This window comes from Bradyrhizobium sp. CCGUVB1N3, assembly GCF_024199925.1.
In the GTDB taxonomy this organism is placed as follows: Bacteria; Pseudomonadota; Alphaproteobacteria; order Rhizobiales; family Xanthobacteraceae; genus Bradyrhizobium.
The window spans coordinates 6,952,080-6,972,768 of sequence record NZ_JANADR010000001.1 but is presented as its reverse complement, the minus strand read 5'-3'; the positions used below and the strand labels follow the sequence as shown (position 1 = coordinate 6,972,768).

The following is a 20,689-nucleotide window of genomic DNA, read 5'->3' as shown; positions in this document are numbered from 1 at the left end:
CCGCTCCGCTACTCCGTCACCGGCTTGTCGGAGACCTGCCAGTCCTTGCCGTTGAAGGTCGAGATGAACAGCGTCTTCATCGGCGTGTAGTCATTGGGCGTGTAGCTGTAGTCGACGCCGTCGAGGAAGAAGGGCGAATGGAAGCCCTTGAGGTTTGCGGCCTGCTTGAGCACATTTTCGCGCGTGAGCTCGTCGCCGCAGCGGCGCAGGATCTCGCCCATGCTCACCGCCTGGCCGTAACCGGCATAGGCGGTGGTGTTGTCGGGATCGATGCTCGGGAGATAATTCTTCCGCAGCGTGTCGAACGCGACGACGTCCTTGTCATTCTCCCAGGGGCCGGGGCCGGCGTCCTTGGAATAGCGGATCGCGACGATGCCGGATGCATTCTCGAAGCCGGCAGCACTCAGAATCGACTTGCCGGTCGAGCCTGCGGAGAGCAGTTGCAACGGCTTCCAGCCGAGCTCGGCGGCCTTGCGAATCGACTGCGACGACGCCTTGCCGGTGGAGATGTTGTAGAAGACGTCGGCGCCCGACTTGGAGAGATTGATGAGCTGGGAGTCGATGGTCGGGTCGGTCAGGTCGTAGGTCTGCTCCAGGATCACTTGCGCGGTACCGCCGGCATCCGCCAGCACCTTCTTGAACGGCCCGAGGAAGTCGCGACCGAAATCATCGTTCTGATAGAGGATGCCGATCCTGGCGTTCGGCTTCACGCCGATAACGTGCTTGGCGAGGATGCGCGCTTCAGTCGGATAGAGCGGCAGGCCCGCCATCGTCCATTTGAACTCCTTCGGATTGTTCCACTTCGACGCGCCGGTGTTGAGCAGGAGCTGCGGCACGCCCTTGGAATTCAGATATTTGTGCACGGCGGTCTGCGGCGCGGTGCCGAGCGAGCCGTAGAGCGCGAGCACCTCCTCCTGCTCCACGAGCCTGCGCGTCGCCTCGACGCATTTCGGCGCGCTGTAGGCATCATCCATGGTGAGGAACTTGACCTTGCGCCCGTTGATGCCGCCCTTCTCGTTCAGCATCTGGAAATAGGCTTCGCCAACGCGACCCAGCACGCCATAGAGCGAGCCGGGGCCGGAATGCGGCACGGTCTGACCGATCTTGATCTCGGTGTCGCTGGCGCCCGCATCATATTTCTTCTCAGCCGCCCAGACATAGGGCGCCGGCAAGGTCGAGGCTGCGATCGTTGCAAATGCGCCGACGCTGAAATCGCGCCGCGATGGATTTTTTGTCATTGGCGTTGTCTCCCTAATGCCGCGCATTGTGCGGACATCAGGGCGCGCATCGCAAGTGGCAAGGCGGCACGTTGCGGCGCAATGCCGCTCAATTTGCAGCGACCCTAGCGCCTAGACTCAAGTTTTCTCGGCAACGACGACGAGGCCGCGCACCGGCTCGTTGTTCTCGTTGCGTGGCGAGGCCGGCTCCAGCGTCAGGAGCTTGAAGCCTGCCTTCGCGATGGCGCCGCGCACATATTCCGCGGCATGGGCATAGCGCAATCCGTCGCCGAGAATGACGCCGCTGCCGTCATGCGTCTCGAGCGTGAAGGCGAGCGTACCTCCGGCTGCCAGCACCCGTCTCGCCTCCATCAACACCGGCGCGAGATCGGACAGATACACAAACGCATCCGCAGCTACGATTAGATTCGCGCTCCCGTCCGGTTCGCTGCACAGGCCCTCGATCATGTCGGCGACTTCCAACTCGGCATAGAGGCCGGTGGCGCGCGCCTCCTTGATCATGCCGGGCGAAAGATCAATGCCGATGAAATGGTCGACCTGCTTGGCGAAGGCACTGGCAGCGAGCCCCGTGCCGCAGCCGAGATCGATCGCGCGCTTGAAGAAGGCCGGCTTCTTCGCCGCGACGCGCGCCGCCAGCACCGCCTTGAAGATCAGTGACGGGGCGCGATAGCCGAGATCGTTGATCAGCGCATGCTCGAAACGCGGCGCGTATTGATCGAACAGCGCCTGCACATAGGCCTTGGGCATCTCCGATAATTGCTCGTCACCGAGCCGCATCAGATGCAGGCCGGCACCGTGCTGGTCACCGGGATCGGATCGGCGCGCTTCTCGAAACGCCGCGATCGCCTTGTCGCGCTCGCCGAGCTGCCCGCGGATTTCGCCGAGCGTGAACCAGGCCGAAGTGAAGTTCGGCGCGAGCTCGATCGCCTGCTCCAACAGATCGGCCGCGGCCGGCAAATCCCCCTTGAGCTGGAGGTCGCGCGCGAACTCGAAACGGCGGTCGGCCATCAGATCGCCGGAGGACAGGAACAGGCGCAGGGGCATTTTTGGAACCAGAAAGACGATGCGGGCCGATGACTCGAAGGACGCGGTGGCGCAGCCTATATGACAGAAATGCGCCCGCAAGACATCCTGTTGCCAACTGCTGCCGGCCTGTGCTGCAGGCCGGGCGGCTTCCATATCGATCCTGTCCGCCCGGTCGAGCGCGCCGTAATCACCCACGGCCATTCCGACCATGCGCGTGCCGGCCACGGCGCCGTGCTGGCGACGCAGGAGACGCTGGACATGATGCGCCTGCGCTACGGCGAGAATTTTGCCGGCACGACGCAAGCGATCGGCTATGGCGAGGAGATCCGGCTCGGCGACGTCAAGGTGAAGTTTCACCCCGCGGGCCACGTGCTGGGCTCAGCGCAGATCGCGGTGACCTGTCAGGACACCTGCATCGTCGCCTCCGGCGATTACAAGGACGCAGCTGATCCGACCTGCGCGCCGTTCGAACTGGTGCCCTGCGACGTCTTCATCACCGAGGCAACGTTCGGTCTGCCGGTGTTTCGCCACGGCGATGCGTCCGCCGAGGTGAGGAAGCTGCTCGCCTCCGTGGCGCTGTTTCCGGAGCGCGCGCATCTCGTCGGCGCCTATTCGCTCGGCAAGGCGCAGCGCGTGATCGCGCTGCTCCGCGAGGCGGGCTACGACGCGCCGATCCACCTGCACGGCGCGATGGAGACGATCACGCATTATTATCAGAGCCGCGGCGTCGAGCTCGGCGAGCTGCGCCCAGTGAAGGGCACGAAGAAAGCCGATCTCGCTGGCACTATTACGCTGGCCCCGCCCTCCGCCACCTCCGATATCTGGACGCGGCGGTTTCCCGATCCGGTCACGGCATTTGCTTCGGGCTGGATGCGCGTACGCGCGCGGGCGCGGCAGGGCGGCGTGGAATTGCCGCTGGTGATTTCCGATCACGCCGATTGGGACGGCCTCACGGCGACGATTGCTGCGACCGGCGCCGGCGAAATCTGGGTCACCCACGGCCAGGAAGACGCGCTGGTGCATTGGTGCAGAACTAAGGGATTGCGGGCCCAGCCGCTCGATCTCGTCGGCTATGGCGATGAGGAGGAGACCGAGACGCCGCTTGCAGGCGAGGCCGAGGCATGAACCGCTTCGCCGAATTGCTGGACCGCCTCGCCTACGAGCCCGGACGCAACAACAAGCTGCGGCTGATCACGAGCTATTTTCGCGAGGTCGGCGATCCCGATCGCGGCTATGCGCTGGCCGCGCTGACGGGCGCACTGAGCTTCAAGCACGCCAAGCCAGGCCTGATCCGCGACCTGATTGCAGCGCGCACCGATCCGGTGTTGTTCGGACTGTCCTACGATTATGTCGGCGATCTCTCGGAGACGGTGGCGCTGATGTGGCCGAAGGGAGTCGTCAACGACAACCAATCTTTCCTGGGCCACCCCCCTCCCCCGCCCTCCTCCACAAGGGGGGAGGGAGCGCAGCGGAGCGCGGGGCAGCCCAGGAGCGACACGTCGAAGAACAAGTCTGAAGCAGTAGTTAGCGAAGCCGTCACGGTTGCCGACGTATCGTCGCGTGATGGAGGCATGAGCCTCACCGTTCCCTCCCCCCTTGTGGGGGAGGGACAGGGAGGGGGGTGCCGCGGGCGAGATGGCAGTGAGACCTCCCGACTTCACAACAACCCGCCTCCCCCAACCCTCACCGACGTCGTCACCACGCTGCGCACCCTCGGCAAGACCGAGCTGCCCGCGCAACTTGCGCGCTGGCTCGACGAGCTCGACGAGACCGGCCGCTGGGCGTTGTTGAAACTCGTCACCGGCGCGCTGCGCATTGGCATCTCCGCGCGTCTCGCCAAGACCGCGGCGGCCGCGCTCGGCGACAAGGATCCACACGAGATCGAGCTGATCTGGCCAGGCCTCGCCCCGCCCTATCTCGATTTGTTCGCCTGGCTCGAGGGCCGTGCGGAAAAGCCCGTCAACCGCGATCCGGCTCCATTCCGCCCGGTGATGCTGGCACATGCGATCGAGGACGCGGATTTTGCCGCTCTCGATCCGGCCGACTACATCGCCGAATGGAAATGGGACGGCATCCGCGTGCAGGCGGTCGCAGGCCGCGACGATCGCGGACACATCACGGCGCGGCTCTATTCGCGCACCGGCGAGGACATCACGGGGAGCTTCCCGGATCTCGTGCCGACGCTACACCTGCCCGGCGCGATCGACGGCGAGCTGCTCGTCGTGCGCGACGGCCGCGTGCAGAGTTTCAACGTCCTCCAACAGCGCCTCAACCGCAAGGTGGTCTCGCCAAAACTGATCAAGGATTTTCCGATCCACCTGCGCGCCTACGATCTGCTCGGCGACGACGAGAACGATTTGCGCGAGCTGCCCTTTGCCGAGCGGCGCAGGCATCTCGAAACCTTCATCAGGAAGCTCGGTAATTCCCGTATCGATCTCTCACCAACGATTGCTTTCGATAGCTGGGACGCGCTCACCGCCGCGCGCGCGGATCCCGCAAGCGCCGGCGCCGGCGAAGACGCGGAAGCCGTCGAAGGCGTGATGCTGAAGCGGCGCGATGCGCCTTATCTGCCGGGGCGACCGAAGGGGCAGTGGTGGAAGTGGAAGCGCGATCCGCACATCATCGATGCCGTGCTGATGTATGCGCAGCGCGGCCACGGCAAGCGCTCGTCCTATTATTCCGACTATACTTTTGGTGTCTGGACCGAAGGCGAAGCCGGCGACGAGCTGGTGCCGGTCGGCAAGGCCTATTTCGGCTTCACGGATGAAGAGCTGCTCCAGATCGACCGCTTCGTCCGCCGCAACACCACGGAAAAGTTCGGCCCCGTGCGCCATGTCATGCACGAGCCCGACAAGGGGCTGGTGCTGGAGGTCGCCTTCGAAGGATTGCAGCGCTCGCCGCGCCACAAGTCCGGCGTCGCCATGCGCTTTCCCCGCATCAGCCGCCTACGCTGGGACAAGCCGCCGCGCGAGGCGGACCGGCTGGAGACACTGGAAAAAATGCTCAAGGCGGAGACGGCGGAGGTCGAGGCGTGAAAGCGTTCGATCGCGGCCACGAAGGCAGTGCGCCCCCTCTCCCACTTGCGGGAGAGGGTTGGGGTGAGGGTGTCTCCGCATTGGGATTCTCAATGAGGAAAGAGCCCTCACCCGGCGCTCCGCGCCGACCTCTCCCGCAAGCGGGAGAGGTTGCACCGAGCGTGCGGCACGATCATCCCGCAACCAAGGCGTCCCCCGCTTGCCCGAATTAAAATCCCGTAAGCCGATTGACGGGGGAACGCGGGTTCCCCATCTGCCTCGCCGTGCCCTATAATGGGGATCGAATCCGCTGAGGAGTTTTTTTGAGATGGCCAACGACGTCAGAGATTTGCCGGCCGGCCACAGCGATGGCCTGAACCGCTTTCTCGGTGGCTCGCCGCTGGCGGTCGCATTCCGCCTGGTCCTGCTCTCGATCCTGGTCGGCGTCGTGCTGGCCGCGATCGGTTTCGATCCCTGGAATATCATCCATAGCATTCGCCTCTTGTTCCAGCGGCTGTGGGACCTCGGCTTCGACGCGGTGAACTGGTTGTGGCGCTACTTCCTGCTTGGCGCCGTCATCGTGATCCCCGTGTGGTTCCTGTCGCGCCTGTTCGGCGCGCCGCGCGGCCGCTAGACGACCGAGTCACAAACAGCTCAAACCTTCATCCTGAGGAGCCCGCGAAAAGCGGGCGTCTCGAAGGATAGCCGCGGGTAAAATCGAGGCCTCATGGTTCGCCCGGCGATGCGCAGCATCGTCCGGAGATGCGCTTTCCGCGCTCCTCACCATGAGGGTCGGCAACTCACCGCTTCCCCCGACGACGAGCCGATGCAACGGCGCCATGCCGGCTCGGCTGGTGCATTTGGCGCGGAGGTCGGGTAGACGCACCTGACCATGCACGCCCCCGTTCATCCCAGGATCACCACAGGGCAGGTGTTCGCCATCGCGGGCCCGGCGATGGTCGCGAACCTGACGACGCCCTTGATCGGCGTGGTCTCGACCACCGCGATCGGGCGGCTGGACGACGCCGCGCTGCTCGGCGGCGTCGCCATGGCGTCGGTGATCTTCGACTGCCTGTTCTGGCTGTTCGCCTTCCTGCGCATGAGCACGCTCGCCTTCACCGCGCAATCGCTCGGCGCCGGCGAGACGCAGGAGACCAGCGCCATCCTCGTGCGCGGCTTCATCGTGGCCGGCTTGATCGGCGTCGCGCTGATCGCGCTCCAGGTGCCGCTCGGCGCCGTGCTGTTCAACCTGATGGGCGGCAGCGAAGGCGTCACGCGGGCAGCAAAGGCCTATTTTGCGATCCGCATCTGGTCCTCGCCGCTGGCGTTCGCGAACTATGTCGTGCTCGGCTGGCTGGTGGGGCTCGCCCGCGCCAATCTGGCGCTGCTCCAGCAGATCGTGATCAACCTCATCAACATGGCGGCCACCGTGCTGCTGGTGCTGGTCTACGACACCGGCATTGCGGGTGCTGCGATCGCGGCCGTCATCGCGGAGGCCGCGGGTTTCCTGCTCAGCGTGATGCTGGCGCGGCGCCTCGCCGAAGGCGGCCTCACCATTCCCCGCGCAACGCTGTTCGATCGCGCCAAGCTGATCCGGATGCTGTCGGTCAACTCCGACATCATGGTGCGCACCGCGGCGCTGATCACCGTGTTCCTGTTCTTCACCGCCAAGGGCGCGCGGGCCGGCGACGTCACGCTCGCGGCCAATGCGGTGCTGAACAATTTCCTGCTGGTCAGTGCCTTCTTCCTCGACGGCCTCGCCAACGCCGCACAGCAGCTCTGCGGCCGCACCTTTGGCGCCCGCGACGCGCGCGGCTTTGCCGATTCGACGCGGCTGGTGCTGCGCTGGGGCGTCGGCTTTTCGGTCGCCGTGGCGGTGCTGTTCGCGCTGTTCGGCCCGGCGCTGATCGACCTGATGACCGCGAGCGAAGAGGTCCGCCGCAGCGCGCGGGATTTCCTCGTCTTCATTATCCTCGCGCCCCTGCCCGGCGTGTTCGCCTTCGGCTTCGACGGCATCTATGTCGGCGCAACCTGGGCGCGCGAGATGCGCAACCTGATGCTGGCCTCGCTCGGAATTTTTCTCGGCACGTGGTGGGCGCTGCAATCTCTGGGCAATACCGGACTGTGGACCGCTCTGCTCGGCTTCTACGTCGCGCGCGGCGGGTTGCAGGGAATGCGCTATCCGGCGCTGTACAGGGCGACGTTTCCGCGATCATAGCTATCGCGTCCCGGACGCGGCGCGGCATGTCTCGGCGATGCGAAGCATCGTCCGGTAATGACGCGACGCAAAGCCGGGACCCAGCGGTTGTGGGCCCCGGATCAGCAGCGCACCACGCCGCGAAGAGCGGCGCGCTGCGCTGCATCCGGGGCACGAGACCCTACATCCCGGGCCAGTCCTCGGCCGTGAGCGTCGCGGCGTCGGCGCCGACGATCTCGGACAGCGAGTCGCGCCCAGTACGCAGGAGCGTCGAGGCAAGATCGCGCTTGATCTCGTCGACGAGGCCGAGGCCCTTATAGACCAGCGACGAATAGAGCTGGATCAGGCTCGCGCCGGCGCGAATCTTGGTCAGCGCCGCGCCGCCGGAATCCACGCCGCCGACGCCGATCAGCGGGAACGCACCCTCGACGCGCACATAGGTCTCCGCGACCATGCGCGTCGACAGGCGGAACAACGGCCGGCCGGAGAGACCACCCTGCTCCTTGGCGCGCATCTGCTCGCGCAACGTGCTCGGCCGCGCGATCGTCGTATTCGAGACGATCATGCCGTCGACCTTGCGCGCGCGGGCGACCTGCACGACGTCGTCGAGCTGGGCGAGGCTCAAATCCGGCGCGATCTTCAGCAGCACCGGCGTGTCGCCGGCCTTCTGGCGCACCCGCTCGCGCGCGTCGATCACGTGCGCGAGGAGATCGTCGAGCAGCGCTCCCTCCTGGAGATTGCGCAGGCCCGGCGTGTTGGGCGAGGAGACGTTGACGGTGAAATAGCTCGCGACCGGCGCGAAGGTCTCGATCAGCTTGACGTAATCGGCGACACGATCGGGCGAGTCCTTGTTGGCCCCGACATTGACGCCGACGATACCGCCGTTCTCTGCGCGCGCCGCAAGGCGCCGCAGCGCGATAGCCGCACCGTCATTGTTGAATCCCATGCGGTTGATGACGGCTTCATCGCGCTCCAGGCGAAACAGCCGCGGCCGCGGATTGCCGCTCTGCGGGCGCGGCGTCACCGAGCCGATCTCGACGAAGCCGAAGCCGAGCCTGAGCAGCGCATCCGGCACTTCCGCGCTCTTGTCGAAGCCGGCCGCCATGCCGATCGGATTGGGAAAATTCAGGCCGAAGGCCCGCACCGCCAATTTCGGATCGTCGGCGCGCGGCTTGGTCGGCGGCAGGAAGCGCAGGCCCTGGATCGCCAGGCGGTGCGCATCCTCCGGATCGAGCCAGCGCAGGACCGGCAGCGAGAGGGCATCGAACGCGCGGATCACGGGGCAAGCTCCGGAATGTCGTGATTGCCGTCGGAGCGCATGGCGAGATTGATGATCGAGATCACCGCACCAAGATCGAGCTCGCCATAGAGATGCGGAAACAGCTCGTCGTTGCGCGAGCGCTCCCAGCGCAAGGCGTCGCCGAGCGCATCGCCGTCGATCTCGACCAGGAACAGCGCGCGCTGCCCGAAGAAATGCTTTCGCGCGGTCTCGGAGACCTGGGCGGCGGTGGAGAAATGGATGAAGCCGTCGCGTGCGTCGTCCGCGCTGCCCCGGTACACACCCTCCCGCTCGGCCTCCCGCCAGGCCGATGCGGCACAAATTTTATAGATCTTGACCACCTGGTGCGGTGTCCTGCTCGCGCTTGATCATTGAGTCTCTTGGGGTTTTCGCTCCCAAGCGGGCCAGAACCCGGGCGCGACCGTAAAGGCCACAACTTTCGAACTCAAGACTTGCCTGCCTCCTCTTGCACCGAAAACGGAAAACCGGTTGATTTGAGGCTAGTTTTCCTAGGCGGGCCGGATCGAGGATGATCAGACAGGCCAAAGCGCAGAGGATGCTGACCCACGAGCAGATCTGGGGCGCCCTGGATCGGCTCGCGGCGCGCGCCGGGCTGTCGCCGTCGGGGCTCGCCAAGCGCGCAGGGCTCGATCCCACCACCTTCAACAAGTCCAAGCGCGTGACCTCCGACGGCCGCGAGCGCTGGCCCTCGACCGAATCGATCGCCAAGGCGCTCGCCGCGGCCGACTCCTCGATCGAGACCTTCGTGCAACTCATCGGTGACGGCGCACGCGATGGTCGCTCGGTGCCGCTGCTCGGCTTCGCGCAGGCCGCGACAAGCGGCCATTTCGACGAGCAGGGCTTTCCCTCCGGCAAGAGCTGGACCGAAGTCGCGCTGCCCTCGGGGGAGGACGATCACAGCTTTGCGCTGGAGATCGCCGGCGATGCGCTCGCGCCCTATCGCGACGGCGACGTCATCCTGGTGTCGCCGGGCACGCCGATCCGCAAGGGCGACCGCGTGGTGGTGAAGACGAGGGCCGGCGAGATGCTGGTGAAGGCGCTGAAGCGCCGCACGGCGAAGTTGCTGGAATTGCAGTCACTCGACGGCGCGCAGAACGAGCGCACGCTCGCGGTCGCCGATGTCGCCTGGATCGCAAGGATCGTATGGGCGAGCCAGTGAGGGGGCGCGGACGTGGGCGTGTCAACTACCGCTGTCGTCCTGGCGCAAGCCAGGACGACACTGGGGAGATAGTGCTTCCCGGATTTCGCTGCGCTCCATCCGGGCTTCATCTCACGCGCTCCTCGCCAGCGCGCCGTCGATCATGTTGACGGCGTTCTGGATGCCGTAGACCGCGACGAAGGAGCCGAAGCGCGGGCCTTTCTCCTGGCCGAGCAGGACCTGGTAGAGCATGTTGAACCAGTCCAGCGTCACGCCGGGACGGCCGTCCTTGCCCTTCTTGACCTGGTCGAGGAACGGCTCGCGGCGGCCGATCTCGTAGACGACGTTCTGGATGTCCTCGGCCGAGGCATCCTGCGGCAATTGCGAGAGCGCATCGCGCAGGTCCTGCAACGCGGCGCGCTCGCCATCGGTCGGCTCGCGAAACTGCTTCGTCGGCGCGACGAAGTCGCGATAATAGTTGATGGCGTAGCCGACCATCGCGTCCAGCTTCGGATGCGTCTGCGGGCTCACGCCGGGGCGATAGCGGCCGATGAAGCCCCACAGCGTCTCGGCATTCTCCGCATTCGACGACGACACCAGCGTGAGCAGAAGCTGGAAGGTGACGGGCATGTCCGCCTTCGGCGGATGGCCATTGTGGATATGCCAGAGGGGATTGCCGAGCTGCTGCTTGGCATCCTGCCGCGGAAAGCCGTCGAGGAACTGCTGGTAGTCGTCGACGTTGCGCGGGATGACGTCGAAATAGAGTCGCTTCGCCGCCTTCGGCTCGCGATACATGAACAGCGACAGCGATTCCGGCGGCGCGTAGCGCAGCCATTCGTCGATGGTCAGGCCGTTGCCCTTCGACTTCGAGATCTTCTGGCCCTTCTCGTCGAGGAACAGCTCGAAATTGAAGCCTTCCGGCGGCGTGCTCCCGAGCGTTCGCGCAATGGCGCCCGAGAGCTTCACCGAATCGATCAGGTCCTTGCCGGCCATCTCGTAGTCGACGCCGAGCGCGACCCAGCGCATCGCCCAGTCGGCCTTCCACTGGCACTTCACATGGCCGCCGGTGACTGATGTCTCGACCTCCTCGCCGGTGTCCGGATCGACGTAAGTGACGGTGCCGGCAGCGACGTCGCGGCGGATCATCGGCACCTGGAGGACGACGCCGGTGGTTCTGCTGATCGGGAGGAAGGGCGAATAGGTCGCGCGGCGGTCCGGCCCGAGCGTCGGCAGGATGATCGCCATCACCTTGTCGTAGGCCGCAAGCATCTTCAGCAGCGTCGCGTCGAACCGGCCCGAGGTGTAGTAATCGGTCGCACTGGCGAACTCGTAGTCGAAGCCGAAGCTGTCGAGAAAGGCGCGCAGGCGCGCGTTATTGTGGTGCCCGAACGACGGATACTCGTTGGAGAACGGATCCGGCACCTGCGTCAGCGGCTTGCCGAGATGCGCCGCCAGCATCTCCTTGTTGGGCACGTTGTCGGGGACCTTGCGAAACCCGTCCATGTCGTCGGAGAACGCCAGGAGCCGGGTCTTGATCTTGTCCTCGGTGAGCACGCGGAAGGCGTGACGCACCATGCTGGTGCGCGCGACCTCGCCAAAGGTGCCGATGTGCGGCAGGCCGGACGGGCCGTAGCCGGTCTCGAACAGCACCTCGTCCTTCGGGCTCTTCTTCAGCCGCGCGACAAGCGCCTTCGCCTGCTCGAACGGCCAGGCGTTGGATTGTTCGGCGAGCGCACGAAGATCGCTCGGGCTGGCGGCAGGATCGATAACGGACATTCAGGGGGCCTCCGGGCCGCGGAAAATAGCGATTTCCGGGCAGAATGCAATTTTGTGGAGCGACGTTAGACCCTCACCCTGAGGAGCGCGCTCTTTGCGCGCGTCTCGAAGGGCGAGGCCGAGAGCCGGGCCTTCATCCTTCGAGACGCTTGCTCCGCAAGCTCCTCAGGATGAGGGGCTGGTAGCGGGTCGTGGACCTAAAACGGGCTCACCGAGAAGTATCGCAGCCACAGATCGGTGTAGCGGCCTTTTTCCCATACGCGGAACAGCGCCCAGTTCAGCGCCTGCCGCAACAAATCGTTGCCCTTGCGCACGGCGATGCCGACGCCTTCGCCGAAGAACCGGCTCTCGACGAAGGGACCGCCGGAGAAGGCGCAGCAATCACCGGAATCCGTGCCGTTGATCCAGAACGCGAGCGACATGGCGTCGCCGAAGATGAAGTCGACCTCGCCGCGGCGAAGCGCTGTGCGCAAGGCCTCGTCATTGGGATAGCCGTGCAGCTCGGCGTCGGTGAACATCGCCTTGAGATACGCCTCATGCGCGGAGCCCGCGATGACGCCGACCTTCTTGCCTTCGAGATATTCGGGACGGATCTCCGGCATCACCGCGTCCTTGCGCGAGGCGAAGCGCGCCGGCACGCGATAATAGGGATCGGTGAAATCGGCGCGCACGCGAAGCTGCGGGCTCACCGCCATGGAGGCGATGATGGCATCGCCCCGGTTCGAGCTGAGCGCATCCACCAGCGTCTCGAAGCGGCGCATCTGCACCGTGCAGGTGACCTTGATCTCCTCGCAGAGCGCGCGCGCAAGATCGACGTTGAAGCCGGCCGGATTGCCGTCGGCGCCGGTGTAGTTGAACGGCGGATAATCGGTCTCGGTCAGAAAGCGGATCACGGTCAGGCGCGACAGGTCCGGCCGTTCAGGCCGGCGCCGGGGATCCCAGAAACCGGGCACGGCCTGGGGGGCGGCTTGAGGCGCGGCCTGGGGCGCGCCAGGAGCCGGCTTGGCCGGGGTCTGCGCAAGGGCGACGGGCGCTGCCGATAACAGGCAGGCACCGACCGCCGCCAGCCCGATCAGGAGGCGGCGGACAGTTTTGAGCGATTTCGCCTGTTGCGATGGGGCCATCGGCTTGAGATTAGCGGGATTTCGTTGGGATCGGAGGGCCTTATAGACCATCCCGCCGGGAACGCGAGCGCCGATTGCGACTGGTCCGAGGCCTCAGAGATACCGCTTCAGCTCGATCGCAGCCTCTTCGGGCGTGCGCTTCATGTTGAACGGGGCGACGAACCTCCCGTCGCGGTCCATCAGGTAGATCAGCGCGGTGTGGTCCATTGTGTAGTCGCCGTCCTTGGTCGGGACCTTCTTGGCATAGACGCGGTAGGACGTCAGCACCTTGGTGGTCTCGGCGGGATCGCCGCTGAGGCCTTCCAGATGCGGATCGAAGCTCGACAGATAGTCCTTCATCGTCGACGGCGTGTCGCGCTCGGGATCGACCGAGATGAAATAGGCGTTCACCTTGTCGGCGTCCTTGCCCATCGCGCGCAGCACTTCCGAGATCTCGAACAGCGAGGTCGGGCAGACGTCGGGGCAATGGGTATAGCCGAAGAAGATCAGGGTCGGCTTGCCCTTCAGGCTCTTGTCGGTGACGGTCTTGCCGTTCTGGTCGGTCAGCGCAAACGGCCCGCCGATCGCCGCCGGCTGCGCCACCTTGCTGACGCCGCCCATGGCCCAGAACATCACGAGCAGTCCGACGACGAGGCTTGCGGCGAAGGCGGTCGCGATCACCAGCGGGCGGGCAGTCCGGCTCATCGTGGAGAGAATCCCGTTTTACGGATCAGAAGCAGGCGGACAGGCCGGCCCTGATCACCTCGAAGAACACCTGGGTGCCGTAGTGGAACCACAGCGCCAGCGCGGCGAGCACGACAAGACCGCCAAGCCCTGCGCCCGCAAATAGCAGCACGGACGGCGTCCTGAAGGCAGTGGGCGAATTGTCCGATACCGGATGTGCTGATTGCAGTGGTTGAGCCATGACAATGACCGGGGCGATACGCGCCGGTTCCCTGCCCCTCAGATAGGCGCTGGCCCACGCCCGGGCAAGCTCCACGCGCGAGCCAGGGAACAGCTCCTCGGATCAGGTCGTGCTGATGGTATCAGTGGAGCAGCTGACCCCGGGCGGACTCCAGTTCATCCGCTTGCGGGAGGACTCGGCGCGACGGTCGGTTAGGCGCGACCTGCACGTCCAGGTAGCAGGGCTTGTACATCGCCTGGAGCTGCCTGCCCCTCAGGAAGATCATATGCGGGGTGAGGCCGCCACGCTGCGAGATCCAGCGCCTTACCTGCGACGGGTACATCGCGTACAGCATCTGGGTTGCTTCGGGATTGGTGATGGCGCGGCCGTTGGTGCCGAAATCCCAGGCAGCGTGGAAGCCTAGCGTCGCATGCGAGGTCACGCAGATGCGGTCGCGCGGGATGGCGCCGAGGACGATGGTGCAGGCCGAGGCGCAGAGCCCGTCGATAATGACGGTCTCGCCGGACTGGCGCAGGTCCTGGTATCTGTCGACATAGGTTCCGATCCGGCCGCCACGGTCGTCCGCGATACGAACCACCGCGTGAGAGGCCCCCATGCCCGCCAACAGGAGAACCGCTGCGAGCAACCCCGTCAGAAACTTCATGTCCCCCGCCCCAGTCGCATTCGAATCTGTATGTCAGGTGGTGATGCGGCGCCAGCGTCCGTCGTAACCGTGGTTTTGTCTAGGCGCGTGGGCTAGCTCAAAACAAATTCAAATCCGGTGTTGCGCCCGCGCTGCACTTCGCCAATCCCTTGGCCGTCCCAATCCCAAAGTGGAACAAGTTAACGGATTCTTACGCCGGTCCCCTTGATCTCAGCGACGGCGGCTGACTTCAATCCGGATGATTACAGGGGTGGAACTCAAATGGCTGAGCAGGCGGACGTCATCGTCGTCGGCGCGGGGTTGTCGGGGCTGGTTGCCGCAACCGAGATTGCCGATGCCGGCAAGCGCGTGATCGTCGTCGATCAGGAAGGCGAGCAATCGATCGGCGGTCAGGCGTTCTGGTCGTTCGGCGGATTGTTCCTGGTCGACTCGCCGGAGCAGCGCCGGCTCGGCATCAAGGATTCCTTCGACCTCGCATTGCAGGACTGGCTCGGCACCGCCGGCTTCGACCGCGACGAGGATCACTGGCCGCGGAAATGGGCGGAAGCCTATGTGGCATTCGCGGCCGGCGAGAAGCGATCATGGCTGCGCGCGATGGGCCACCGCATCTTTCCGGTGGTCGGCTGGGCCGAGCGCGGCGGCTATGACGCGATGGGGCACGGCAATTCGGTGCCGCGCTTTCACGTCACCTGGGGCACGGGGCCCGGCATCGTCGAGCCGTTCGAGCGCCGCGCGCGCGAGGCGGCCAGAAGCGGCCGGCTGACCTTCAAGTTCCGCCATCGTGTCGATGCGTTGAATATCACGAACGGCACCGTCGACGGCGTGAGCGGAAAAATCCTCGCGCCTGATAACGTCGAACGGGGCAAGAGCTCCTCGCGCAACGTGGTCGGCGAATTCACGCTGAAGGCGCAGGCGGTGATCGTCGCCTCCGGCGGCATCGGCGGCAATCACGAGCTGGTGCGGCAGAACTGGCCGAAGCGGCTCGGCGAGCCGCCAAAATTCATGATCTCCGGCGTGCCCGAGCATGTCGACGGCCGCATGATCGGCATCACGGAAGGCATCGGCGCGCGGCTGATCAACCGCGACCGCATGTGGCATTATGTCGAGGGCATCCAGAACTGGTCACCGATCTGGCCGCGCCACGGCATCCGCATCCTGCCCGGCCCCTCCTCGATGTGGTTCGACGCCACGGGCACCCGGCTGCCGGCGCCGCTTTTTCCTGGCTCGGACACGCTCGGCCAGCTCAAATACATCATGGGGACCGGCTATGATTATTCCTGGTTCGTGCTGACGCAGAGCATCATCAAGAAGGAATTTGCGCTCTCAGGCTCCGAGCAGAACCCGGATCTCACGGGCAAGAGCTGGCGCATGACGTTGCGGCGCGCCACCAACAAGGGCGCGCCGGCGCCGGTGGAAGCGTTCAAGAGCCATGGTGTCGACTTCATTGTGCGCGACAGGCTCGACGAGCTCGTGGCGGCCATGAACAAGCTCGCCGGCAGCGATCTCCTCGGGCTAGACCATGTCAGGATGCAGATCGAGGCGCGCGACCGTGAGATCGCCAATCCCTTCGTCAAGGACGCGCAGGTGATGAACATCCACAATGCGCGCCGCTACATCGGCGACAAGCTGATCCGCACCGCGTCCCCCCATCGCATCCTCGATCCCGAGCACGGGCCGCTGATCGCGGTCAAGCTCAACATCCTGACGCGCAAGACGCTCGGCGGCTTCGAGACCGATCTGGACTCGCGCGTGTTCGGCGGGAGCGGACAGGTCATTCCAGGCCTCTACGCGGTGGGCGAAGCCGCCGGCTTCGGCGGCGGCGGCGTGCATGGCTACCGCTCGCTGGAAGGCACGTTCCTCGGCGGCTGCCTGTTCTCCGGCCGCAACGCCGGGCGCGCTGCGGCCAAGGCTGTGGGGTAGCCCGATGTCGTGGCGGGTGGGCATTGCAGTTCTGGTTGCGGTGCTGCTGTTCGCCGCACCCGCCCGGGCCGATACGATCGACGTCAATGGCGTGACGCGCACGTTCATCATGATGCCGGCGCCGACCAAGCCGGCGCCGCTCGTCATCGTGCTGCACGGCAAGACCCAGCGCGGGGCCGACATGGTGACACGGACATCCTGGCCGCTGATCGCAAGGCGCGACTCCTTTGCCTTGGTGTTTCCCGATGGGCTGAACAACGCCTGGGCCGATGCGCGGCCGGATGCACGACGCGCCGGCCGCGGACCGCCCGAAGGCACCGATGACATCGCTTTCATCGCAGCCCTGGTCGACAAGCTCGTGAAGGACGGCACGGCAGACGCACGCCGCGTCTACATCACCGGCATCTCCAATGGCGGCGCGATGACCATGACGCTGGCCTGCAACCGCGCCGATCTGTTCGCGGCCGCCGCCAGCGTGATCATGAACCTCACCGATGAATTGGCCGCCGCCTGCCATCCGTCACGTCCGCTGCCGATGCTGATCATGAATGGCACAGTCGATCCGTTGATCCCCTATGACGGCGGCCGCGGCACGAGCTATTTCGCCGCCGACGGCTTCTGGTCGACCGCGAAGACGCTGGCGTTCTGGCGCAGCATCAATGGCTGCGAAGCCGATGATGCCGCGGCGACCAATCTGCCCGACAGGAATCCTCACGACGAGTCCAACGTGACGCAGATCGGCTCACGCTGTCCGAAAGGACGCGACGTCATGCTCTATCGCGTCAATGGCGGCGGTCATCGCATGCCCGGGCATTTCCCCGACGCGCATTTCCCAAAGCTCGCGAACGGCCTGCTCGGCCCACAGAACGGCGACATCGACGGCGCCGACACGATCTGGGCCTTCTTCAGCCGCTTTCCTTAAAGCATGATCCGGAAAAGTGCGAAGCGGTTTTCCGAAAAGATCATGCGCAATCAAGAGCCTAAAGCACGATGACGATTAATCTCAATCTCATCGCGCTTTAAGCCCCGCATGCATCAGCCGACGCATGCGTCACCGGCAACGCATGCGTCACCGGGGTGGCAGAGCACAGGACGCTGCGCTAGACAGGGCCGCCATTCCAACAGGAGATCCAGATGAGCATTCAACGTTTTGAAGCCGGCCCGCGCATGAGCCAGGCCGTCGTGCACGGCAACACCGTCTATCTCGCCGGCGTCGTCGCCAGCAACGCCGCCGGCGAAAGCGTGACCAAGCAGACCCAGGACATCCTGAAAACCATCGACGGCCATCTCGCCAAGGCCGGCACCGACAAATCGAAACTGCTGTCGGCAACGATCTACATCACCGACATGAAGACGTTCCAGGAGATGAACGCGGTGTGGGACGCCTGGGTGTCGCCCGGCAACACACCCGCGCGCGCCACCGTGGAAGCCAAGCTCGCCGCCCCGCAATACACCGTCGAGATCATGGTGACTGCGGCGAAGTAAGCCGCGCTTGGACGAAATTGCGCGCGCCGATGACCTCTGAGGTAATCGATTGGCGCGCGCAAACCTTCGATAGTCAGGGACAGCCGAACCATCCGGCGCTTTTCGAAGGAGGCCACCATGACCGACCACATCACCCTCGCCCGTCGCTATATCGATCTCTGGAACGAGCGCATGCCGGGCAAACGGCGCGAACTGCTCAGCGAGAACTGGACGGCGGATGCGAGCTACGTCGACCCCTTGATGCGCGGTGACGGCCATGACGGCGTCGACGCGCTGATCGCCGGCGTGCAGCAGCGCTTTCCCGAGTTCAGGTTCAAGCTGATCGGCGAGCCCAACGGCTATGGCGAGAACCTGCGCTTTTCCTGGGGCCTCGGCCCCGACGGCGTCGACAGCCCGATCAAGGGCACCGATTTCGCCGTGCTGAAAGACGGCCGCATCAAGAGCATCACGGGATTCTTGGATCAGGTGCCCGCAGGCGTGTGAGGGGCACTGCTCGCTGCTGTGCCCTCTCCCCTTGTGGGAGAGGGCATCTCCGCTCGTAGACGCGGGGCTCACTGGGGTGAGGGGTCCTCTCCACGCACGACTCTCGTGCAGTTGGGCTTGCGGAAGCAACCCCTCATCCGGCGCTTCGCGCCACCTTCTCCCACAAGGGGATAAGGAAGGCCATTATTTACGTTTCGCTGGCTTCCGCATTCGTTCAATCCGGCCGCCAACATGTTGAACTCTCCGGACATTTCGTTATGTGGCGTTCACAACCCTTCGAAACCTTTCGAGGGGTTTCAACGCAAAACGCGGTACCGAAACACGGTACCGACCGGAAAGGATCAACGCAATGCCGCGCAGGAAGAAAGGCAGCTTGGGGCTGACGGCTGCCGAAATCGACAAGGCCGTGGAGGAGCTGAAGCCCCTCGCGACCAGGAGCTACAAGCAAAAGATCGCCAAGGGCCTCTACGTCCTCGTCAAGCCGAACAGCGCAAAGCTCTGGCGCTGGGACTATGCCTTCAAGGGCGCACGCCGGACGTTCGCCATCGGCTCGTTTCCCGAGACCAACGCCGAGGCCGCTGCTGCCGCGCTCAAGCAGGCCAAGGCGGACGTGAAGGCCGGGATCGACCCGGTCGAGAAGCGGCGCAAGGCCGAGGCCGCTCCCGAGGAGAAACCCGGCGGCCCTTTCTTCCTTGATACCATCACGGCCTATCGCAACACGCGGCTGCACATGGCGCCGTCGAGCGTCGGCCGCGACAAGAAGATGGCCGAATATCTCTGCGACGGCTTCGACAGCCCCGAGGGCAAGATTGCTGGCTTCGGCAGCGTCGAGACCAAGCTGGTCACCTATCGCCACCTTCAGCCGATGCTCAAGCACTTCAATTTCGAGACGCGGCGCCGCCTGATCGAAGTGGCGCAAAAGGCCATCAGCTGGGGCCGCGCCAACAACCACTGGCCGCACCAGCTGGTCTCGCCCTTCGACGGCATCAGCGCCTCGGAAGGATTCGCGCCGCACCAGACCAAGAACCGCCCCGCGATCACCGAGGCGACCGGCCTCGCCGATCTGCTGCAGCGGATCGACGACTACGAGACGTTGGCCACGCAGGGTACGCCAAGGCGACGCAGGCTTGTGCGCTTTGCGCTGCAGCTGCTGCCCTACGTCTTCGTGCGTCCGGGCACACTCGAGATGGCCGAATGGAAGGAGTTCGATCTCGACGCGGGCTTCTGGATCGTGCCGTTCGCCAAGCTCAAGATGCGGACCGAGCGCGCCGCGACCAACAAACCGAAGGACGACTATATCGTGCCGCTGCCGAAGCAGGCGGTCGCGATCCTGCGCGAGCTGAAGGAGATCACCGGGCACTCGCGCTTCCTGTTTCCCGGCGTGGATCGTCCGGCCACGGCCAAGCGCAAGGCGTCGAGCGGCAGGATCGCGAAGGGCACGATCAACGACGCGCTGCACGATCTCGGCTATAAGGGCACCCACTGTGGCCACGGATGGCGTTCGACTGCCTCGACCATGCTCAACCGCGAGCGCGTCGCTGGCGGGCGCCGCCGGTTCGAGACGGCGCTGGTCGAGATGCAGCAGGATCGGCTCGACGCCTCGACCCGCGCGATCTACGACCGCGACGACAGGTTGCCCGAGCGGATCGAGCTGATGCAGTTCTGGGCCGACCGGCTCGACGCGATCCGCAAGGGCGCGCAGGTCCTGCCGTTCGCAGCGTAAGGGAACCCAAAGCCAAAACCACAAGCCCGCCGCTCTGGCGGGCTTTTTTGGCCCGGGATAGGAACAGCTACCCGGTGGCCGTTTTATTTCGCGTTTACCGGGAAACTCCGGGCCACACAGGGGTTTACGCAAATTGACGCAGGTACGGGCGCCGCGAGCGCCCAAACGCGCGTGTGGGCGCCTGTGGGGCGCGAACGGCGCGGGCGCGAAACCGTAAGGAGGGTTGCAAATGGAAGCCTCTCCTCGCACGCCCGATTACGTCACCAAGCTGAAGGTGGTCTCGATCCTCGCGCGATTGGCCATCGACTGGGTGCGCCTCATTCACGCTGGCTACCGGCGCAACAACCACTCACCCGCCGCGATGACGACCGACCACTTGGTCGCTTTCTCGATCGCCGCAAACGATCCGCAAGGCGAAGGCAAACGGCTCAACGTCAGCCAGATTGCGAAAGAGCTGGCAATTGATCGCCGCGTCGCGCGCGACACTCTCGACTACCTGGTCAAAGCCGAAATTGTCGACGCTGTGGACGGCAGCATTCCCCTCTATGGCTTGATCGTAAAGGAGGGTCGCGTCGACTGGGATCGCTTGGCCGATATGGTCGAGAAGGCAGCGGACGACATCCGAGCCGTCAGGCGCAAACATTAAACATCGGCAAGAGTGGGGACTTCCCCCATCTTCAGATTTCCGGACAGCTGGCCCACAACAGCCTCAATCATG

The 20,689-nt window shown here is 65.0% G+C and carries 20 protein-coding genes; 11 read left to right on the top strand and 9 right to left on the bottom strand.

Annotated features, from left to right (window positions below; translation table 11 throughout):
- Positions 1-8: 8 nt before the first annotated feature.
- Together NLM33_RS33255 and NLM33_RS33250 are read right to left on the bottom strand one after the other, a co-directional pair.
- On the bottom strand, positions 9-1,238 hold the full coding sequence (locus tag NLM33_RS33255) for an ABC transporter substrate-binding protein (RefSeq protein ID WP_254102643.1): 1,230 nt from the start codon (positions 1,236-1,238) through the stop codon (positions 9-11).
- A 117-nt stretch (positions 1,239-1,355) separates the two neighbouring features.
- Positions 1,356-2,282, bottom strand: a complete 927-nt coding sequence (locus NLM33_RS33250; protein WP_254102641.1) for a class I SAM-dependent methyltransferase — start codon at positions 2,280-2,282, stop codon at positions 1,356-1,358.
- Between the two features lie 69 nt (positions 2,283-2,351).
- Between NLM33_RS33250 and NLM33_RS33245 the strand changes: the two genes are divergently transcribed.
- The 4 genes from NLM33_RS33245 to NLM33_RS33230 all read left to right on the top strand — a co-directional run bounded on the left by NLM33_RS33245 (position 2,352) and on the right by NLM33_RS33230 (position 7,496).
- A complete protein-coding gene (locus NLM33_RS33245; RefSeq protein ID WP_254106020.1) occupies positions 2,352-3,389 on the top strand; it encodes a ligase-associated DNA damage response exonuclease in 1,038 nt (345 codons plus the stop codon).
- The gene (locus NLM33_RS33240) at positions 3,386-5,299 is read left to right on the top strand and encodes an ATP-dependent DNA ligase (protein WP_254102639.1); all 1,914 of its coding nucleotides are present in this window, start codon (positions 3,386-3,388) and stop codon (positions 5,297-5,299) included. Before NLM33_RS33245 ends, NLM33_RS33240 begins: the two co-directional genes overlap by 4 nt.
- A gap of 307 nt (positions 5,300-5,606) precedes the next feature.
- A complete protein-coding gene (locus NLM33_RS33235) occupies positions 5,607-5,912 on the top strand; it encodes a DUF6460 domain-containing protein (protein WP_254102637.1) in 306 nt (101 codons plus the stop codon).
- A 258-nt stretch (positions 5,913-6,170) separates the two neighbouring features.
- Positions 6,171-7,496 carry an MATE family efflux transporter gene (locus NLM33_RS33230; protein ID WP_254102635.1) on the top strand — a complete coding sequence of 442 codons (1,326 nt, stop codon included), beginning with the start codon at positions 6,171-6,173 and terminating at the stop codon, positions 7,494-7,496.
- Between the two features lie 160 nt (positions 7,497-7,656).
- Here the strand turns inward: NLM33_RS33230 and NLM33_RS33225 are convergent, their stop codons facing one another.
- On the bottom strand, positions 7,657-8,754 hold the full coding sequence (locus NLM33_RS33225) for a quinone-dependent dihydroorotate dehydrogenase (protein WP_254102633.1): 1,098 nt from the start codon (positions 8,752-8,754) through the stop codon (positions 7,657-7,659).
- Complete coding sequence (locus NLM33_RS33220) at positions 8,751-9,095, bottom strand: DUF952 domain-containing protein (RefSeq protein ID WP_254102631.1); 345 nt, start codon at positions 9,093-9,095, stop codon at positions 8,751-8,753. The genes NLM33_RS33225 and NLM33_RS33220 overlap by 4 nt, the downstream gene beginning before the upstream one ends.
- A 188-nt stretch (positions 9,096-9,283) precedes the next feature.
- Here NLM33_RS33220 and NLM33_RS33215 point away from each other — a divergent pair, with 188 nt between their 5' ends.
- The gene (locus NLM33_RS33215) at positions 9,284-9,934 is read left to right on the top strand and encodes a helix-turn-helix transcriptional regulator (protein ID WP_254102629.1); all 651 of its coding nucleotides are present in this window, start codon (positions 9,284-9,286) and stop codon (positions 9,932-9,934) included.
- Positions 9,935-10,045: 111 nt separating this feature from the next.
- Here NLM33_RS33215 and NLM33_RS33210 read toward each other — a convergent pair whose 3' ends face one another.
- The 5 genes from NLM33_RS33210 to NLM33_RS33195 all read right to left on the bottom strand — a co-directional run bounded on the left by NLM33_RS33210 (position 10,046) and on the right by NLM33_RS33195 (position 14,360).
- Positions 10,046-11,689: a lysine--tRNA ligase gene (locus NLM33_RS33210; protein WP_254102627.1), complete on the bottom strand. Its 1,644-nt coding sequence runs from the start codon at positions 11,687-11,689 to the stop codon at positions 10,046-10,048.
- Between the two features lie 197 nt (positions 11,690-11,886).
- Complete coding sequence (locus NLM33_RS33205) at positions 11,887-12,813, bottom strand: transporter substrate-binding domain-containing protein (RefSeq protein ID WP_254102625.1); 927 nt, start codon at positions 12,811-12,813, stop codon at positions 11,887-11,889.
- 93 nt (positions 12,814-12,906) lie between these two features.
- Entirely contained in the window at positions 12,907-13,497 is a 591-nt protein-coding gene (locus tag NLM33_RS33200; protein WP_254102623.1) for an SCO family protein, read from the bottom strand.
- 25 nt (positions 13,498-13,522) lie between these two features.
- Positions 13,523-13,648, bottom strand: coding sequence for a hypothetical protein (locus NLM33_RS49340; RefSeq protein ID WP_256570571.1), 126 nt, complete (start codon positions 13,646-13,648; stop codon positions 13,523-13,525).
- 190 nt (positions 13,649-13,838) lie between these two features.
- Positions 13,839-14,360, bottom strand: coding sequence for a hypothetical protein (locus NLM33_RS33195; protein WP_254102621.1), 522 nt, complete (start codon positions 14,358-14,360; stop codon positions 13,839-13,841).
- Positions 14,361-14,621: 261 nt separating this feature from the next.
- Here NLM33_RS33195 and NLM33_RS33190 point away from each other — a divergent pair, with 261 nt between their 5' ends.
- The 6 genes from NLM33_RS33190 (at position 14,622) to NLM33_RS33165 (ending at position 20,617) form a co-directional block, all read left to right on the top strand.
- Positions 14,622-16,280, top strand: a complete 1,659-nt coding sequence (locus NLM33_RS33190; RefSeq protein ID WP_254102619.1) for an FAD-binding dehydrogenase — start codon at positions 14,622-14,624, stop codon at positions 16,278-16,280.
- 4 nt (positions 16,281-16,284) lie between these two features.
- Positions 16,285-17,202, top strand: coding sequence for a PHB depolymerase family esterase (locus tag NLM33_RS33185; RefSeq protein WP_254102617.1), 918 nt, complete (start codon positions 16,285-16,287; stop codon positions 17,200-17,202).
- A 212-nt stretch (positions 17,203-17,414) separates the two neighbouring features.
- Complete coding sequence (locus NLM33_RS33180; protein ID WP_254102615.1) at positions 17,415-17,765, top strand: RidA family protein; 351 nt, start codon at positions 17,415-17,417, stop codon at positions 17,763-17,765.
- A 117-nt stretch (positions 17,766-17,882) separates the two neighbouring features.
- Positions 17,883-18,248 (top strand): nuclear transport factor 2 family protein, encoded by a 366-nt coding sequence (locus NLM33_RS33175; RefSeq protein WP_254102613.1) that lies wholly within the window; start codon positions 17,883-17,885, stop codon positions 18,246-18,248.
- 349 nt (positions 18,249-18,597) lie between these two features.
- The gene (locus NLM33_RS33170; protein WP_254102611.1) at positions 18,598-19,971 is read left to right on the top strand and encodes a site-specific integrase; all 1,374 of its coding nucleotides are present in this window, start codon (positions 18,598-18,600) and stop codon (positions 19,969-19,971) included.
- 229 nt (positions 19,972-20,200) lie between these two features.
- Positions 20,201-20,617: a hypothetical protein gene (locus NLM33_RS33165; RefSeq protein ID WP_254102610.1), complete on the top strand. Its 417-nt coding sequence runs from the start codon at positions 20,201-20,203 to the stop codon at positions 20,615-20,617.
- Positions 20,618-20,689: the final 72 nt, after the last annotated feature.

What these genes read in the sequence shown, in the direction of transcription:
- NLM33_RS33255 (WP_254102643.1), bottom strand. Translation starts at nt 1,238, where the DNA reads ATGACAAAAAATCCATCGCGGCGCGATTTCAGCGTCGGCGCATTTGCA.
- NLM33_RS33250 (WP_254102641.1), bottom strand. Translation starts at nt 2,282, where the DNA reads ATGCCCCTGCGCCTGTTCCTGTCCTCCGGCGATCTGATGGCCGACCGC.
- NLM33_RS33245 (WP_254106020.1), top strand. Translation starts at nt 2,352, where the DNA reads ATGCGCCCGCAAGACATCCTGTTGCCAACTGCTGCCGGCCTGTGCTGC.
- NLM33_RS33240 (WP_254102639.1), top strand. Translation starts at nt 3,386, where the DNA reads ATGAACCGCTTCGCCGAATTGCTGGACCGCCTCGCCTACGAGCCCGGA.
- NLM33_RS33235 (WP_254102637.1), top strand. Translation starts at nt 5,607, where the DNA reads ATGGCCAACGACGTCAGAGATTTGCCGGCCGGCCACAGCGATGGCCTG.
- NLM33_RS33230 (WP_254102635.1), top strand. Translation starts at nt 6,171, where the DNA reads ATGCACGCCCCCGTTCATCCCAGGATCACCACAGGGCAGGTGTTCGCC.
- NLM33_RS33215 (WP_254102629.1), top strand. Translation starts at nt 9,284, where the DNA reads ATGATCAGACAGGCCAAAGCGCAGAGGATGCTGACCCACGAGCAGATC.
- NLM33_RS33210 (WP_254102627.1), bottom strand. Translation starts at nt 11,689, where the DNA reads ATGTCCGTTATCGATCCTGCCGCCAGCCCGAGCGATCTTCGTGCGCTC.
- NLM33_RS33205 (WP_254102625.1), bottom strand. Translation starts at nt 12,813, where the DNA reads ATGGCCCCATCGCAACAGGCGAAATCGCTCAAAACTGTCCGCCGCCTC.
- NLM33_RS33200 (WP_254102623.1), bottom strand. Translation starts at nt 13,497, where the DNA reads ATGAGCCGGACTGCCCGCCCGCTGGTGATCGCGACCGCCTTCGCCGCA.
- NLM33_RS33195 (WP_254102621.1), bottom strand. Translation starts at nt 14,360, where the DNA reads ATGAAGTTTCTGACGGGGTTGCTCGCAGCGGTTCTCCTGTTGGCGGGC.
- NLM33_RS33190 (WP_254102619.1), top strand. Translation starts at nt 14,622, where the DNA reads ATGGCTGAGCAGGCGGACGTCATCGTCGTCGGCGCGGGGTTGTCGGGG.
- NLM33_RS33185 (WP_254102617.1), top strand. Translation starts at nt 16,285, where the DNA reads ATGTCGTGGCGGGTGGGCATTGCAGTTCTGGTTGCGGTGCTGCTGTTC.
- NLM33_RS33180 (WP_254102615.1), top strand. Translation starts at nt 17,415, where the DNA reads ATGAGCATTCAACGTTTTGAAGCCGGCCCGCGCATGAGCCAGGCCGTC.
- NLM33_RS33175 (WP_254102613.1), top strand. Translation starts at nt 17,883, where the DNA reads ATGACCGACCACATCACCCTCGCCCGTCGCTATATCGATCTCTGGAAC.
- NLM33_RS33170 (WP_254102611.1), top strand. Translation starts at nt 18,598, where the DNA reads ATGCCGCGCAGGAAGAAAGGCAGCTTGGGGCTGACGGCTGCCGAAATC.
- NLM33_RS33165 (WP_254102610.1), top strand. Translation starts at nt 20,201, where the DNA reads ATGGAAGCCTCTCCTCGCACGCCCGATTACGTCACCAAGCTGAAGGTG.